Source organism: Pseudomonas marginalis, from assembly GCF_024169655.1.
Taxonomy (GTDB): domain Bacteria; phylum Pseudomonadota; class Gammaproteobacteria; order Pseudomonadales; family Pseudomonadaceae; genus Aquipseudomonas; species Aquipseudomonas paraveronii.
Genome location: NZ_JALJWV010000001.1, coordinates 1,337,970 through 1,352,900 on the forward strand (window position 1 = coordinate 1,337,970; position 14,931 = coordinate 1,352,900).

Here is a 14,931-nt window from a genome sequence, read left to right on the forward strand (position 1 = left end):
CATGGAAAAGACCAAGCAGACTGTGCCTTCCGTGGTGCCGCGCCATGTCGCGATCATCATGGATGGGAATAATCGCTGGGCGAAAAAACGCTTTTTGCCCGGTGTCGCCGGGCACAAAGCGGGTGTCGATGCAGTACGGGCGGTGATTGAGGTGTGCGCCGAGGCCAAGGTCGAAGTGTTGACCTTGTTCGCTTTCTCCAGTGAGAACTGGCAGCGCCCGGCCGAAGAAGTCAGTGCCTTGATGGATCTGTTCTTCAAGGCCTTGCGTCGTGAGGCCAAGCGCCTCAACGATAACAACATCACTTTGCGCATCATTGGTGATCGCTCGCGGTTCCATCCGGGGCTGCAAGCGGCCATGCGTGAGGCCGAGGCCATTACTGCTGGCAGTAACCGTTTTGTGCTGCAGATCGCCGCCAACTATGGTGGTCAGTGGGACATCGCCCAGGCTGCGCAACGGCTTGCCCGCGAAGTGCAGGCTGGCCATCTGCGGCCGGACGAGATCACGCCCGAACTGTTGCAAACCTGCCTGGTCACCGGTGACCTGCCGCTGCCGGACTTGTGCATCCGTACCGGTGGCGAGCACCGCATCAGTAATTTTCTGTTGTGGCAGTTGGCCTACACCGAGCTGTATTTCTCCGACCTGTTCTGGCCGGACTTCAAACACGATGCCATGCGTAATGCGCTGGCCGATTTCGCTTCCCGTCAGCGTCGCTTCGGTAAAACGAGCGAGCAGATCGAAGCTGGAGCCCGGGTTTAAATGCTTAAACAACGAATCATCACTGCACTGATCCTGCTGCCGATTGCCTTGTGTGGTTTTTTCCTGCTCGACGGTTCCGGCTTTGCGCTGTTCATCGGCCTGGTCGTAACACTCGGCGCCTGGGAATGGGCGCGCCTGGCGGGCTTCAGCGCCCAGTTGCCGCGCGTGGTGTATGCCGTCATCGTGGCCCTGTTGCTGTTCCTGATGTACATCCTCCCGGATCTCGCTCCTTGGGTGTTGGGCGCAGCGGTGCTGTGGTGGGCGTTGGCGACCTTCCTGGTGCTGACCTATCCGCGTACCAGCAGCCAGTGGTCCAGCGTTGCCTGCAAGCTGGTGATCGGCTTGTTGATTCTGCTGCCGGCCTGGCAAGGGCTGGTGGAGATCAAGCGCTTCCCGATCGGTAATGAGTTGATCCTGGCGGTGATGGTGTTGGTCTGGGGCGCCGATATTGGTGCCTACTTCTCCGGTCGGGCTTTGGGCAAACGCAAGCTGGCGCCGGCAGTCAGTCCGGGCAAGAGCTGGGAGGGCGTATACGGCGGCCTGGCCTTGACCTTGGTGATCACGCTCGTGGTCGGGGTTGTGCGTGACTGGTCGGTGAAAGGGCTGTGCCTGGCCTTGCTGGGGACGGCCATCGTCGTGTTCATCTCGGTCGTGGGCGACCTCACTGAAAGCATGTTCAAGCGCCAGGCCGGAATCAAGGACAGCAGTAATCTGTTGCCGGGTCATGGCGGCGTGCTGGACCGCATCGACAGTCTGACCGCTGCGATCCCGATTTTTGCCGTGCTGTTGTGGATGGCTGCTTCGTGAGCCGCCTGCAGCAGGTCACCGTGCTGGGTGCGACCGGCTCGGTAGGGTTAAGCGCCCTGGATGTGATCGCTCGCCACCCGGAACGCTATCAAGTCTTCGCATTGACCGGCTTCTCTCGCCTGACTGAGTTGCTGGCGCTGTGCGTGCGCCATGCGCCGCGTTTTGCTGTAGTGCCTGGGGCCGTTGCTGCGCGGGGCTTGCAGGATGACCTGCGCGCCGCTGGCCTTGCCACTCAGGTGCTGGTGGGCGAGGAGGGCTTGTGCCAGGTGTCGGCTGATGCCGAGGTGGATGCCGTGGTGGCGGCCATTGTCGGAGCCGCTGGCTTGCGCCCGACCCTGGCCGCTGTCGATGCCGGCAAGAAAATCCTGCTGGCTAATAAAGAAGCGCTGGTCATGTCCGGCACACTCTTTATGCAGGCTGTGCGCAAGAGCGGCGCGGTATTGCTGCCGCTCGACAGCGAGCACAACGCGATCTTCCAGTGCATGCCCGGTGATTTTGCCCGTGGCTTGAGCCAGGTCGGCGTGCGCCGGATTTTGCTGACAGCGTCCGGTGGGCCTTTCCGTAAAACTCCGCTGGCGGACTTGGAGCACGTGTCTCCGGATCAGGCGTGCGCTCATCCGAACTGGTCCATGGGGCGCAAGATCTCCGTGGATTCGGCCAGCATGATGAACAAGGGCCTGGAATTGATCGAGGCCTGCTGGTTGTTCGATGCACGGCCTGACCAGGTCGAAGTGGTGATTCACCCGCAAAGTGTGATTCATTCCCTGGTCGACTATGTGGATGGCTCGGTACTGGCGCAGTTGGGTAACCCCGATATGCGCACGCCGATCGCCAATGCCCTGGCCTGGCCTGAGCGGATTGACTCCGGTGTTGCGCCGCTGGACCTGTTCGCCATTGCGCGCCTGGACTTCGAGGCGCCGGACGAGCAGCGCTTTCCGTGCCTGCGCCTGGCGCGACAGGCAGCGGAGGCGGGCAACAGTGCGCCGGCGATGCTCAATGCGGCTAACGAAGTGGCTGTGGCAGCGTTTCTCGCACAGCGCATCCGCTTTCCGCAGATCGCGAGTATCATCGAGGATGTTCTGAGTCTTGAGCCCGTAGTGGCTGTGAATGATCTGGGGGCAGTGTTCGAGGCGGATGCCAAGGCCCGCGCCCTGGCCGAGCAATGGTTGGGCCGCAACGCGCGTTAGTCTGTGGGCGCGTTTGCGTCTTCAGGCACTGGATTGGAATGCGGAGAAATTAGATGAGTGCGCTTTACATGATTGTCGGCACCCTGGTTGCTCTGGGTGTGCTGGTTACCTTCCACGAATTCGGCCACTTTTGGGTGGCGCGTCGTTGCGGCGTCAAGGTACTGCGCTTTTCCGTCGGTTTCGGCATGCCGTTGCTGCGCTGGCACGACCGCCGCGGCACCGAGTTCGTGATCGCCGCCATCCCCTTGGGTGGCTACGTCAAGATGCTTGATGAGCGCGAAGGCGAAGTGCCGGCGGATCAACTGGACCAGTCCTTCAATCGCAAGACCGTTCGTCAGCGCATCGCTATTGTCGCCGCCGGCCCGATCGCCAATTTCCTGTTGGCCATGGTGTTCTTCTGGTTCCTGGCCATGCTCGGCAGCGAACAGATACGCCCGGTTATCGGTGCGGTTGAGGCGGACAGCATGGCGGCGAAGGCCGGATTGGTCGCCGGGCAGGAAATTGTTTCCATTGATGGCGAGCCAACCACGGGTTGGGGGGCGGTCAATTTGCAATTGGTGCGTCGCCTGGGCGAAAGCGGCACTGTCAATGTCGTGGTGCGCGAGCAGGACTCCTCGTCCGAGACCCCGCGTGAACTGACTCTCGACCATTGGCTCAAGGGTTCCGATGAGCCGGACCCGATCAAGTCCCTGGGGATTCGCCCATGGCGCCCGGCCTTGCCGCCGGTGCTCACCGAACTTGATCCGAAAGGCCCGGCCCAGGCCGCAGGTCTGAAAACCGGTGATCGCCTGTTGGCCCTTGATGGCCAGGCGCTGAGTGATTGGCAGCAAGTGGTCGACTTGGTGCGCGTGCGGCCTGATACCAGAATTGTGCTGAAAGTTGAGCGCGATGGTGCTCAAATTGACGTTCCCGTGACCCTGGCGGTACGTGGGGAGGCCAAGGCGGCCGGGGGTTACCTCGGTGCCGGGGTCAAGCGTCCGGAGTGGCCGCCTTCAATGATGCGTGAGGTCAGTTTCGGGCCGTTGGCAGCAATTGGCGAGGGCGCGAAACGCACTTGGACCATGAGCGTGCTGACTCTCGAGTCGCTCAAGAAAATGTTGTTCGGCGAGCTCTCGGTAAAAAACTTGAGTGGGCCGATAACCATTGCTAAAGTGGCGGGCGCTTCTGCCCAGTCGGGTATCGCGGATTTCCTGAATTTCCTGGCTTATCTGAGTATTAGCCTTGGGGTTCTGAATTTGTTGCCCATTCCAGTATTGGATGGGGGGCATCTGTTGTTTTATCTGGTCGAGTGGGTGCGTGGTCGCCCCTTGTCGGATCGGGTGCAGGGTTGGGGGATACAGATCGGTATCAGTTTGGTGGTCGGGGTGATGTTGTTAGCCTTGGTCAACGATCTGGGACGACTGTAACGCTTCGCTGAATTGCGAATCTGCCGCATTTTGCGGCAGTTTGTTTATTGCCAGTTGGAATAAGAAAGGACTTCATGAAACGTCTGCTGCTAACTGCGGTTCTCACCGTATTGATGATCGCCGAAGTTCACGCCGAGTCCTTCACTATCTCCGATATTCGCGTCAACGGCCTCCAGCGGGTTTCCGCGGGTAGCGTCTTTGGTGCCTTGCCGTTGAACGTCGGGGAACAGGCTGATGACCGTCGCCTGGTGGAATCCACTCGTGCGCTGTTCAAAACCGGGTTCTTTCAAGATATCCAACTGGGTCGCGAAGGCAACGTCCTGGTCATCACCGTCGTCGAGCGACCTTCCGTCGCCAGTATCGAGATCGAGGGTAACAAGGCGATCTCCACTGAAGACCTGATGAAGGGCCTCAAGCAATCCGGCCTGGCCGAGGGCGAGATCTTCCAGCGCGCCACCCTTGAGGGTGTGCGTAACGAACTGCAACGCCAGTACGTTGCCCAGGGCCGCTACTCCGCGACCGTGGAAACGGAAGTGGTCCCGCAGCCTCGTAACCGTGTCGGCCTCAAGGTCAACATCAACGAGGGCACCGTGGCGGCCATTCAGCACATCAACGTGGTGGGCAACACCAAGTTCGCTGATGAAGACCTGATCGGCCTGTTCGAGCTCAAGACCACCAACTGGTTGTCGTTCTTCAAGAACGACGACAAGTACGCCCGTGAAAAACTCTCCGGTGACCTGGAGCGTCTACGTTCCTACTACCTGGACCGTGGCTATATCAACATGGATATCGCTTCGACCCAGGTGTCCATCACCCCTGACAAGAAGCACGTGTACATCACCGTCAACGTCAACGAGGGTGAGAAGTACAAGGTCCGCGACGTCAAACTCAGCGGCGACTTGAAAGTGCCTGAAGACCAGGTCAAGTCCCTGCTGCTGGTGCAGAAAGACCAGGTGTTCTCGCGCAAGCTGATGACCACTACGTCCGAACTGATCACCCGTCGCCTGGGTAACGAAGGCTATACCTTCGCCAACGTCAACGGCGTGCCGACCCCGCATGATGATGACCACACCGTGGACATCACCTTTGTGGTCGACCCAGGCAAGCGTGCCTACGTGAACCGCATCAACTTCCGTGGCAACACCAAGTCTGCGGACGAAGTGCTGCGTCGTGAAATGCGTCAGATGGAAGGTGGCTGGGCGTCGACTTACCTGATCGACCAGTCCAAGACCCGCCTTGAGCGCCTGGGCTTCTTCAAGGAAGTCAACGTCGAAACCCCGGCTGTACCGGGCGTGGACGACCAGGTTGACGTGAACTACGCCGTCGAAGAGCAAGCCTCGGGCTCGATCACCGCCAGCGTCGGTTTCGCACAGAGTGCCGGCCTGATCCTCGGTGGTTCGATCACCCAGAACAACTTCCTCGGTACCGGTAACAAGGTTTCCATCGGCCTGACCCGCAGCGAATACCAGAGTCGCTATAACTTCGGTTATGTCGACCCCTACTGGACCGCTGATGGTGTGAGCCTGGGTTATAACGCCTTCTACCGCACCACCGACTACAAAGACCTCGACGTTAACGTTGCCAGCTATGCGATTGACAGCCTGGGTGCCGGCGTCAACATCGGTTACCCGATCAGTGAGACCTCGCGTCTGACCTTCGGCCTGACCGCGCAGCAGGATGAGATCAAGACCGGTGTGTACACCGTGGATGAGATCTTCGACTTCACCCGTCGTGAAGGCGACAAGTTCCTGAACTTCAAGGCGTCTGCCGGCTGGTCCGAGTCGACCCTGAACAAAGGCGTACTGGCAACCCGTGGTCACTCCCAGAGCGTGACCCTGGAAGCCACCACGCCGGGCAGCGACCTGTCGTTCTTCAAGCTCGACTACCGTGGCCAGTTGTTCCAGCCGCTGAGCGACAATTACACCATGCGCCTGCACACTGAGCTGGGCTATGGTGACGGTTATGGTTCGACCAACGGCCTGCCGTTCTATGAAAACTACTATGCGGGTGGTTTCAACTCGGTCCGTGGCTTCAAGGACAGCACTTTGGGACCGCGTGGTACCCCTAGCCGTGGCGCTGGCGTGACCGGTAACACCGGCACCGTGGCGGATACGGACACTAGCGCACTGCCATTCGGTGGTAACGTGCTGATCCAGGGTGGTGCCGAGATCCTGTTCCCACTGCCGTTCGTGAAAGATCAGCGGTCCCTGCGTACTTCGGTTTTCTGGGATGTGGGTAACGTATTTGACTCCAAGTGCGATCAGGTCACTAACCCGACTGGCGTGAAGTCCAATACGCAGTGTAACGAAGTAAGCCTCAGCAACCTGGCGAGCTCCGTAGGTGTTGGTGTGACGTGGGTGACTGCGCTTGGTCCGTTGAGCTTTGCTCTGGCCATGCCGATCAAGAAACCGGATAACGCTGAAACCCAGATTTTCCAATTCTCCCTCGGCCAGACGTTCTAAGCGTCTGACCCAAGATAACGACAACGGATCTGTAGGAGTACATCGTGCGTAAGTTGACTCAATTGGTTCTGCTGGCAACTGTGCTGGTAACCACCCCGGCCTTCGCCGAGATGAAAATCGCCGTCCTGAACTATCAGATGGCCCTGCTGGAATCCGATGCGGCCAAGAAGTACGCGGTGGATGCCGAGAAGAAATTCGGTCCGCAACTGACCAAGCTCAAGACGTTGGAAAGCAGTGCCAAGGGCATCCAGGATCGTCTGGTAGCCGGTGGCGACAAGATGCAGCAAGGCGAGCGCGAGCGCCTGGAGCTTGAATTCAAGCAAAAGGCCCGTGACTACCAGTTCCAGTCCAAGGAACTGAACGAAGCCAAGGCTGTTGCCGACCGCGAAATGCTCAAGCAGCTCAAGCCGAAACTCGACAGCGCTGTGGAAGAAGTCATCAAGAAAGGTGCCTTTGACCTGGTGTTCGAACGCGGCGCCGTGATTGACGTCAAGCCTCAATACGACATCACCCGCCAGGTGATCGAGCGCATGAACCAGCTGAAGTAAGCCATGACCGCGATTATCAAGCTCGGCGAGTTGGCCGAGTTCCTGGGAGCCACCTTGCGTGGTTCCCCGGAGAAAGAAATTACTGGGCTAGCCACCTTGCAGGAGGCTGGCCCATCTCAGTTGAGCTTCCTCGCAAATCCCCAATACCGTAAATACCTGGCCGACAGCCAAGCCGCAGCCCTGCTGCTGAAGGCTGCTGACGCCGAGGGTTACGCCGGGGACGCGTTGGTGGTGGCTGATCCGTACCTGGCCTATGCGCGGGTATCCCACCTGTTCGATCCGAAACCCAAGGCGGCTGGAGGAATCCATCCGTCGGCGGTCATCGCCGATGATGCCCAGGTTGACCCTGCGGCCAGCATTGGCGCTTTTGCCGTGATCGAAAGTGGCGCGCGCATTGCCGCCGGCGTCACCGTAGGCGCTCACTGCTTTATCGGTGCACGCTGTGAAATCGGTGCCGATGGCTGGCTGGCGCCCCGCGTGACCCTGTACCACGACGTGCGTATCGGGCAGCGGGTGGTTATTCAGTCGGGCGCGGTGATTGGTGGTGAAGGCTTCGGTTTTGCCAATTCGAAAGGTGTCTGGCACAAGATTGCCCAGGTCGGCGGCGTATTGATCGGCGACGATGTGGAAATCGGCGTCAATACCGCTGTTGATCGCGGGGCTTTGGCCGATACCGTGATCGGTAATGGCGTGAAGCTCGATAACCAGATCCAGATTGCCCACAACGTACAGATTGGCGATCACACCGCCATGGCGGCCTGCGTAGGCATATCCGGCAGCACCAAGATCGGCAAGCATTGCATGCTCGCCGGTGGCGTAGGGCTGGTGGGCCATATCGATATTTGCGACAACGTCTTCATCACCGGCATGACCATGGTCACCCACTCGATTACCGAGCCCGGTGCCTATTCTTCCGGTACCGCCATGCAGCCTGCGGCTGAATGGCGCAAGAGTGCGGCGCGTTTGAGACATATCGACGACATGGCTCGACGTCTCAAGCAGCTGGAAAAGCGTGTTGGGGACGTGACCCCTGGCGGTAATGCTTCATCAGAAGGCTGATACCATTTCCATATCAAGTGTGAACAGCCGCTAGACTGCCTCCTTGATTTGCTAGCGGGGCGTGCGTTTAGTCGCCCGCCCCCAATCTTTATTACAGGCTTCCCCCCGAAATGATGGACATCAACGAGATTCGCGAATACCTGCCTCACCGTTACCCGTTCCTGCTGGTGGATCGTGTAGTGGACCTGAATGTTGAGGAAAAGCGCATTCGTGCCTACAAGAATGTCAGCATCAACGAACCGTTCTTCAATGGCCACTTTCCCGCGCATCCCATCATGCCGGGCGTGTTGATCATCGAAGCAATGGCCCAGGCTGCCGGTATCCTTGGTTTCAAAATGCTCGACCTCAAGCCTGCCGACGGCACGCTTTACTATTTCGTGGGCTCCGACAAGTTGCGTTTCCGTAACCCGGTCACCCCGGGTGACCAGTTGATCCTGGAAGCCAAGTTCATCAGTTGTAAGCGCCAGATCTGGAAGTTCGAATGCCAGGCTTCGGTGGATGGCAAGCCAGTGTGCTCCGCCGAAATCATCTGCGCGGAACGCAAACTATGAGTTTGATTGACCCTCGCGCAATCATCGATCCGTCGGCCGTACTGGCCGCCGACGTTGAGGTCGGCCCTTGGTCGATCGTCGGCGCAGGTGTGGAAATCGGCGAGGGGACTGTCATCGGGCCGCACGTGATCCTCAAGGGACCGACCCGCATTGGCAAACACAATCGCATCTACCAGTTTTCCTCGGTAGGCGAAGACACCCCCGACATGAAGTACAAGGGTGAAGAAACACGCTTGGTAATCGGTGATCACAACATCATTCGTGAAGGCGTGACCATTCACCGTGGTACCGTGCAGGACCGTGCCGAGACCACGCTGGGTGATCACAACCTGGTCATGGCCTACGCGCACATCGGCCATGACAGCGTGATCGGCAACCACTGTATCCTGGTCAACAACACCGCGTTGGCAGGCCATGTACACGTTGACGATTGGGCGATCCTATCCGGTTTCACCCTGGTGCATCAGTACTGCCACATCGGCGCCCATAGTTTCTCCGGCATGGGCACTGCCATCGGCAAGGATGTTCCGGCGTTCGTCACGGTCTTCGGTAACCCTGCCGAAGCCCGCAGCATGAACTTCGAAGGCATGCGCCGTCGTGGTTTCAGCGAAGACGCGATCCACGCCCTGCGCCGCGCCTACAAGGTGGTTTACCGCCAGGGCCTGACGGTTGAGCAAGCGTTGACTGAACTGACCGAGCCTGCAGCATTGTTCCCGGAAGTCGCGGTGTTCCGTGACTCGGTCCAGGCGTCGACTCGCGGCATCACTCGCTGATCATGGCCAATCTGCGTATCGCATTGGTCGCCGGGGAAGCTTCCGGCGATATCCTGGGCGCGGGCCTGATGCGGGCGCTTAAGGCCCAGCATTCGGCGGTCGAGTTTATCGGTGTGGGTGGCCCGTTGATGCAGGCTGAAGGCCTCACGTCTTACTTCCCCATGGAACGCTTGTCGGTCATGGGGTTGGTGGAGGTGTTGGGTCGTCTGCGTGAACTGCTGGTGCGGCGCAAGTTGCTGATTCAGACCCTGATCGAAGAAAAGCCCGACGTTTTTATCGGCATCGACGCGCCGGATTTCACCCTCAATATCGAACTCAGGTTGCGTCAGGCTGGGATCAAGACCGTGCATTACGTCAGTCCTTCCGTCTGGGCGTGGCGGCAGAAGCGCGTGTTGAAGATCCGCGAAGGTTGCGACCTGATGCTGACCTTGCTGCCGTTCGAAGCCCGTTTCTACGAAGAGAAGGGTGTACCGGTGCGGTTTGTCGGACACACGCTGGCCGATACTATCCCGCTGCACGCCGACCGCGCTGCGGCGCGTGCCGAACTGGGCTTGCCCGACGGCCCGCTTGTCGCGCTGATGCCGGGCAGTCGCGGTGGCGAAGTGGGTCGCCTGGGCACATTGTTTTTTGATGCCGCCGAACGCCTGCAGGCCTTGAAGCCTGGCGTGCGCTTCATACTGCCGTGTGCCAGCCCGCAACGTCGTGCACAAATCGAAACATTGCTGCAAGGGCGCAACCTGCCGTTGACCCTGCTCGATGGTCAGTCGCACCTGGCCCTGGCGGCTTGCGATGCGGTGCTGATCGCCTCGGGCACTGCGACCCTGGAGGCGTTGCTGTACAAGCGTCCGATGGTCGTGGCTTACCGCCTGGCGCCGCTGACCTTCTGGATTCTCAAGCGCATGGTTAAAAGCCCCTACATCTCCTTGCCCAATCTGCTGGCCCAGCGCCTGTTGGTGCCAGAATTGTTGCAGGACGATGCAACGCCCGAAGCCCTGGCGCAGACGCTACTCCCCTTGATCGACGGCGGCGAAGAGCAGACTCGCGGCTTTGACGCCATCCACCGCACCTTGCGCCGTGATGCGTCAAACCAGGCCGCCGATGCCGTGCTGACGTTGATCGGCCACAAACAGGAAGCCCTATGACGACGCAAATGGGGCTGGATTTCAGCCTGGTCGCGCAAGCCCATGAACTGGTGGCCGGCGTGGATGAAGTCGGGCGCGGCCCGCTCTGTGGCGCGGTGGTCACGGCGGCGGTGATTCTTGACCCGAACCGTCCGATCCTCGGTCTCAACGACTCGAAAAAACTCACCGAAGCGCGTCGGGAAAAACTCTTCGACGAGATCTGTGAAAAAGCCCTGAGCTGGCATATCGCCCGGGCCGAAGTCGAAGAGATCGACGAACTGAATATCCTCCACGCCACCATGCTCGCCATGCAGCGCGCCGTCGAGGGCCTGCATATCACGCCCAAACTGGCGATGATCGACGGCAACCGCTGCCCGAAACTGGCGATGCCGGCTGAAGCGGTGGTCAAGGGCGATAGCAAGGTGCCTGCCATCGCGGCAGCCTCGATTCTGGCCAAGGTCAGCCGTGACCGTGAAATGGCCGCGTTCGAATTGATCTATCCGGGCTACGGCATCGCCGGCCATAAAGGCTACCCGACGCCCGTTCATCTGGAAGCGCTGGCCCGTCTTGGCCCGACGCCAATCCACCGTCGCTCGTTCGCCCCGGTGCGCCTGGCTTACGAACAGCGCGAGAGCCTCAGCGAGGTTTAGTCGCGAGGCTGATGTTTTTGCCCAGGCCCGGTACAATCCCGGGCCTTGTTGTTTCTACGTTTAAGACAGGATCACTATGCCGGCTTCATTCGTTCATCTACGCCTGCACACTGAGTACTCCCTGGTCGACGGCCTGGTACGGATCAAACCGCTGGTCAAAACCCTGGTGGGCATGAGCATGCCTGCGGTGGCGGTCACCGATCAAAACAACATGTGTTCCCTGGTCAAGTTCTACAAGAACGCCATGGGCGCCGGCATCAAGCCGATCTGCGGCGCCGACCTGTGGCTGTCGAACAAAGACCCGGATAACCCCCTGAGCCGCATCAGCCTGTTGGCGATGAACGGCGTCGGTTATCGCAACCTCACCGAACTGATTTCCCGTGGCTTCATTGACGGCCAGCGCAACGGCTCGGTGATCATCGAGCGCGAGTGGGTGGCCGAGGCCAGCGAAGGCGTGATCATGCTTTCTGCGGCCAAAGAGGGCGAGATCGGGATCGCGCTGCTGGGCGGCAACCCCCAGGAAGCCGAAGTGCTGGCCCGCGAGTGGATGGCCGTGTTCCCCGACCGCTTCTACCTGGAAGTCCAGCGCACCAACCGCCCCAACGATGAAGAACATCTGCACGCCGCCGTGGCCCTGGCCGACAAGCTGGGCGCGCCGCTGGTGGCGACCAACGATGTGCGCTTTATCAAGAAGGAAGATTTCGAAGCCCACGAAACCCGCGTGTGCATCGGTGAAGGCCGGGCCCTGGATGACCCGCGTCGCTCGAAAAACTACAGCGAAGAGCAATACCTCAAAAGCGCCGAGGAAATGGCCGAGCTGTTCAGCGACCTGCCCGAGGCGCTGGAAAATACCGTCGAGATCGCCAAGCGCTGCAACATCGAAGTGAAACTGGGCAAGCACTTCCTGCCTAACTTCCCGATTCCCGAAGGCATGACCATCGATGAGTATTTCCGCAAGGTATCGTTCGATGGCCTGGAGGAACGTCTCTCGGTCCTGCTGCCCAAGGACACCACCGACGATTACGAAGCCAAGCGCCAGGTCTACGTCGACCGGCTGAATTTCGAGCTGGATATCATCATCCAGATGGGGTTCCCCGGTTACTTCCTGATCGTGATGGACTTTATCCAGTGGGCCAAGAGCAACGGCGTACCGGTCGGGCCTGGCCGGGGCTCGGGTGCTGGCTCGTTGGTCGCCTATGTGCAGAAGATTACCGACCTCGACCCGTTGGAATATGACCTGCTGTTCGAACGCTTCCTTAACCCGGAACGGGTTTCCATGCCCGACTTCGACGTCGACTTCTGCATGGACGGTCGCGACCGCGTGATCGAATACGTGGCCGATAAATACGGTCGCAACGCCGTGAGCCAGATCATCACGTTCGGCTCCATGGCGGCCAAGGCGGTTATCCGCGACGTCGCCCGGGTGCAGGGCAAGTCCTACGGCCTGGCGGATCGCCTGTCGAAGATGATCCCGTTCGAAGTCGGCATGACCCTGGAAAAAGCCTACGAGCAGGAAGAAATCCTGCGCGACTTCATCAAGGTCGATGAAGAAGCCGCCGAAATCTGGGAGATGGCGCGCAAGCTCGAAGGCGTGGTGCGTAACGTCGGTAAACACGCCGGTGGCGTGGTGATCGCGCCGACCAAGCTCACCGACTTTTCGCCGATCTATTGCGACGAAGAAGGCGGCGGCCTGGTGACCCAGTTCGACAAGGACGACGTGGAGGCGGCCGGCCTGGTGAAGTTCGACTTCCTCGGCCTGCGGACGCTGACGATCATCGACTGGGCGCTCAAGACGATTAACCGCGAACGCGCCAAGGTCAATGAAGAACCGCTGGATATCGCGTTTATCCCGCTGGACGACAAACCGACCTACAGCCTGCTGCAAAAAGCCGAAACCACCGCGGTGTTCCAGCTTGAGTCGCGCGGTATGAAAGAGCTGATCAAAAAGCTCAAGCCCGACTGCCTGGAAGACTTGATCGCACTGGTCGCCCTGTTCCGTCCTGGCCCGCTGCAATCGGGCATGGTGGATGACTTTATCAACCGTAAGCACGGTCGCGCCGAACTGGCCTACCCGCACTCGGACTACCAGTACGAAGGCCTCAAACCGGTACTGGCACCGACTTACGGCATCATCCTGTATCAGGAACAGGTGATGCAGATTGCCCAGGTCATGGCCGGATACACCCTCGGTGGTGCGGACATGCTGCGTCGCGCCATGGGTAAGAAAAAGCCCGAGGAAATGGCCAAGCAGCGCGGCGGTTTCATCGAGGGTTGCGCCACCAACAATATCGACGCCGACCTCGCCGGTAACATTTTCGACCTGGTGGAAAAATTCGCCGGTTACGGCTTCAACAAATCCCACTCCGCCGCCTACGGCCTGGTGTCGTACCAGACCGCCTGGCTGAAGGCCCACTACCCGGCGCCGTTCATGGCCGCGGTACTCTCGGCGGATATGCACAACACCGACAAGGTCGTGACCTTGATCGAGGAAGTGCGCACCATGAAGCTGCGCCTCGACGCGCCGGACGTGAACGCCTCGGAGTTCAAGTTCACCGTGAACGACGAAGGCCGCATCATTTATGGCCTGGGCGCGATCAAGGGCGTGGGCGAGGGGCCGGTGGAAGCAATCACCGAAGCGCGCCAAAACGGCCCGTTCAAGGACCTGTTCGACTTCTGTGCACGGGTCGACCTCAAACGCATCAACAAACGTACCCTCGATGGCCTGATCCGCAGCGGTGCCCTGGACCGTCTCGGCCCGTATTTCCATGATGAACCGAAGGCCTACCAGGCGAATATCGACCGCAATCGGGCGGTGCTGCTGACCGCCATGGAAGAAGCGATCAAGGCCGCTGAACAGACCGCCCGCACCCACGACAGCGGCCATGCCGACCTGTTTGGCGGGTTGTTCGTCGAGGAAGATGCGGATGTGTACGCCAACCATCGCAAGGCCAAGGAGCTGACCCTCAAGGAACGCCTCAAAGGTGAAAAAGACACCCTGGGCCTGTACCTGACCGGTCACCCGATTGACGAATACGAAGGCGAAATCCGTCGTTTCGCCCGTCAGCGCATCATCGACCTGAAACCGGCACGCGACACCCAGACCGTCGCCGGCATGATCATCGCCCTGCGGGTGATGAAAAATAAGAAGGGCGACAAAATGGGTTTTATCACCCTTGACGACCGCTCTGGCCGGATCGAGGCGTCGCTGTTTGCCGACGCTTTCCATTCCGCCCAGTCGCTGTTGCAGACCGACGCCATGGTCGTGGTGGAAGGCGAGGTCAGTAACGACGACTTCTCCGGTGGCCTGCGCCTGCGGATCAAGCGGGTGATGAGCATGGAAGATGCGCGCACCAACCTGGCCGAAAGCCTGCGCTTGAAGGTCAAGACCGAGGCGCTCAAGGGCGATCAACTGCGCTGGTTGGGCGACTTGCTCAAACGCCACCGTGGCGCATGCCCGGTGACCATGGAATACACTGGTAACGACGCCAAGGCCATGCTGCAGTTCGGCGAGACCTGGCGAATTGATCCCGCTGATGGCTTGATTCAAGCATTGCGTGACCAGTTCGGTCGTGACAACGTCTTCCTCCAATACCGTTGACGATCAGGTGGT

The 14,931-nt window shown here is 59.7% G+C and carries 12 protein-coding genes; all 12 read left to right on the top strand.

Translation table 11 applies throughout. The features are described 5' to 3' along the window. Position 1: 1 nt before the first annotated feature. The 12 genes from uppS (at position 2) to dnaE (ending at position 14,919) form a co-directional block, all read left to right on the top strand. Entirely contained in the window at positions 2 to 757 is a 756-nt protein-coding gene (gene uppS, locus J2Y83_RS05910; protein WP_247399509.1) for a polyprenyl diphosphate synthase, read from the top strand. Further along, positions 758 to 1,564: a phosphatidate cytidylyltransferase gene (locus tag J2Y83_RS05915; RefSeq protein WP_253393768.1), complete on the top strand. Its 807-nt coding sequence runs from the start codon at positions 758 to 760 to the stop codon at positions 1,562 to 1,564. It begins immediately after the preceding gene. After that, positions 1,561 to 2,751 (top strand): 1-deoxy-D-xylulose-5-phosphate reductoisomerase, encoded by a 1,191-nt coding sequence (gene ispC, locus J2Y83_RS05920; RefSeq protein WP_253393769.1) that lies wholly within the window; start codon positions 1,561 to 1,563, stop codon positions 2,749 to 2,751. Before J2Y83_RS05915 ends, ispC begins: the two co-directional genes overlap by 4 nt. Positions 2,752 to 2,804: 53 nt before the next feature. Then, on the top strand, positions 2,805 to 4,157 hold the full coding sequence (gene rseP / locus J2Y83_RS05925) for a sigma E protease regulator RseP (protein WP_253393770.1): 1,353 nt from the start codon (positions 2,805 to 2,807) through the stop codon (positions 4,155 to 4,157). Between the two features lie 74 nt (positions 4,158 to 4,231). Continuing rightward, positions 4,232 to 6,619, top strand: a complete 2,388-nt coding sequence (gene bamA / locus J2Y83_RS05930; protein ID WP_253393771.1) for an outer membrane protein assembly factor BamA — start codon at positions 4,232 to 4,234, stop codon at positions 6,617 to 6,619. Positions 6,620 to 6,663: 44 nt separating this feature from the next. Further along, entirely contained in the window at positions 6,664 to 7,167 is a 504-nt protein-coding gene (locus tag J2Y83_RS05935; protein ID WP_003172279.1) for an OmpH family outer membrane protein, read from the top strand. Positions 7,168 to 7,170: 3 nt separating this feature from the next. After that, complete coding sequence (lpxD, locus tag J2Y83_RS05940) at positions 7,171 to 8,226, top strand: UDP-3-O-(3-hydroxymyristoyl)glucosamine N-acyltransferase (RefSeq protein WP_247403880.1); 1,056 nt, start codon at positions 7,171 to 7,173, stop codon at positions 8,224 to 8,226. A gap of 110 nt (positions 8,227 to 8,336) precedes the next feature. Continuing rightward, positions 8,337 to 8,777 carry a 3-hydroxyacyl-ACP dehydratase FabZ gene (gene fabZ, locus J2Y83_RS05945; RefSeq protein ID WP_003172281.1) on the top strand — a complete coding sequence of 147 codons (441 nt, stop codon included), beginning with the start codon at positions 8,337 to 8,339 and terminating at the stop codon, positions 8,775 to 8,777. Continuing rightward, a complete protein-coding gene (gene lpxA / locus J2Y83_RS05950; RefSeq protein WP_247403883.1) occupies positions 8,774 to 9,550 on the top strand; it encodes an acyl-ACP--UDP-N-acetylglucosamine O-acyltransferase in 777 nt (258 codons plus the stop codon). The genes fabZ and lpxA overlap by 4 nt, the downstream gene beginning before the upstream one ends. 2 nt (positions 9,551 to 9,552) lie before the next feature. Further along, entirely contained in the window at positions 9,553 to 10,692 is a 1,140-nt protein-coding gene (gene lpxB, locus J2Y83_RS05955) for a lipid-A-disaccharide synthase (protein ID WP_253393772.1), read from the top strand. Next, positions 10,689 to 11,321: a ribonuclease HII gene (gene rnhB / locus J2Y83_RS05960; RefSeq protein WP_017844751.1), complete on the top strand. Its 633-nt coding sequence runs from the start codon at positions 10,689 to 10,691 to the stop codon at positions 11,319 to 11,321. The genes lpxB and rnhB overlap by 4 nt, the downstream gene beginning before the upstream one ends. A gap of 76 nt (positions 11,322 to 11,397) precedes the next feature. Continuing rightward, entirely contained in the window at positions 11,398 to 14,919 is a 3,522-nt protein-coding gene (gene dnaE, locus J2Y83_RS05965; protein WP_253393773.1) for a DNA polymerase III subunit alpha, read from the top strand. Positions 14,920 to 14,931 lie beyond the last annotated feature (12 nt).

Excerpts from the sequence above, each read along its gene's own strand:
- dnaE (WP_253393773.1), top strand. The coding sequence starts at position 11,398 with ATGCCGGCTTCATTCGTTCATCTACGCCTGCACACTGAGTACTCCCTG.
- bamA (WP_253393771.1), top strand. The coding sequence starts at position 4,232 with ATGAAACGTCTGCTGCTAACTGCGGTTCTCACCGTATTGATGATCGCC.
- uppS (WP_247399509.1), top strand. The coding sequence starts at position 2 with ATGGAAAAGACCAAGCAGACTGTGCCTTCCGTGGTGCCGCGCCATGTC.
- J2Y83_RS05915 (WP_253393768.1), top strand. The coding sequence starts at position 758 with ATGCTTAAACAACGAATCATCACTGCACTGATCCTGCTGCCGATTGCC.
- lpxD (WP_247403880.1), top strand. The coding sequence starts at position 7,171 with ATGACCGCGATTATCAAGCTCGGCGAGTTGGCCGAGTTCCTGGGAGCC.
- fabZ (WP_003172281.1), top strand. The coding sequence starts at position 8,337 with ATGATGGACATCAACGAGATTCGCGAATACCTGCCTCACCGTTACCCG.
- lpxA (WP_247403883.1), top strand. The coding sequence starts at position 8,774 with ATGAGTTTGATTGACCCTCGCGCAATCATCGATCCGTCGGCCGTACTG.
- lpxB (WP_253393772.1), top strand. The coding sequence starts at position 9,553 with ATGGCCAATCTGCGTATCGCATTGGTCGCCGGGGAAGCTTCCGGCGAT.
- rseP (WP_253393770.1), top strand. The coding sequence starts at position 2,805 with ATGAGTGCGCTTTACATGATTGTCGGCACCCTGGTTGCTCTGGGTGTG.
- rnhB (WP_017844751.1), top strand. The coding sequence starts at position 10,689 with ATGACGACGCAAATGGGGCTGGATTTCAGCCTGGTCGCGCAAGCCCAT.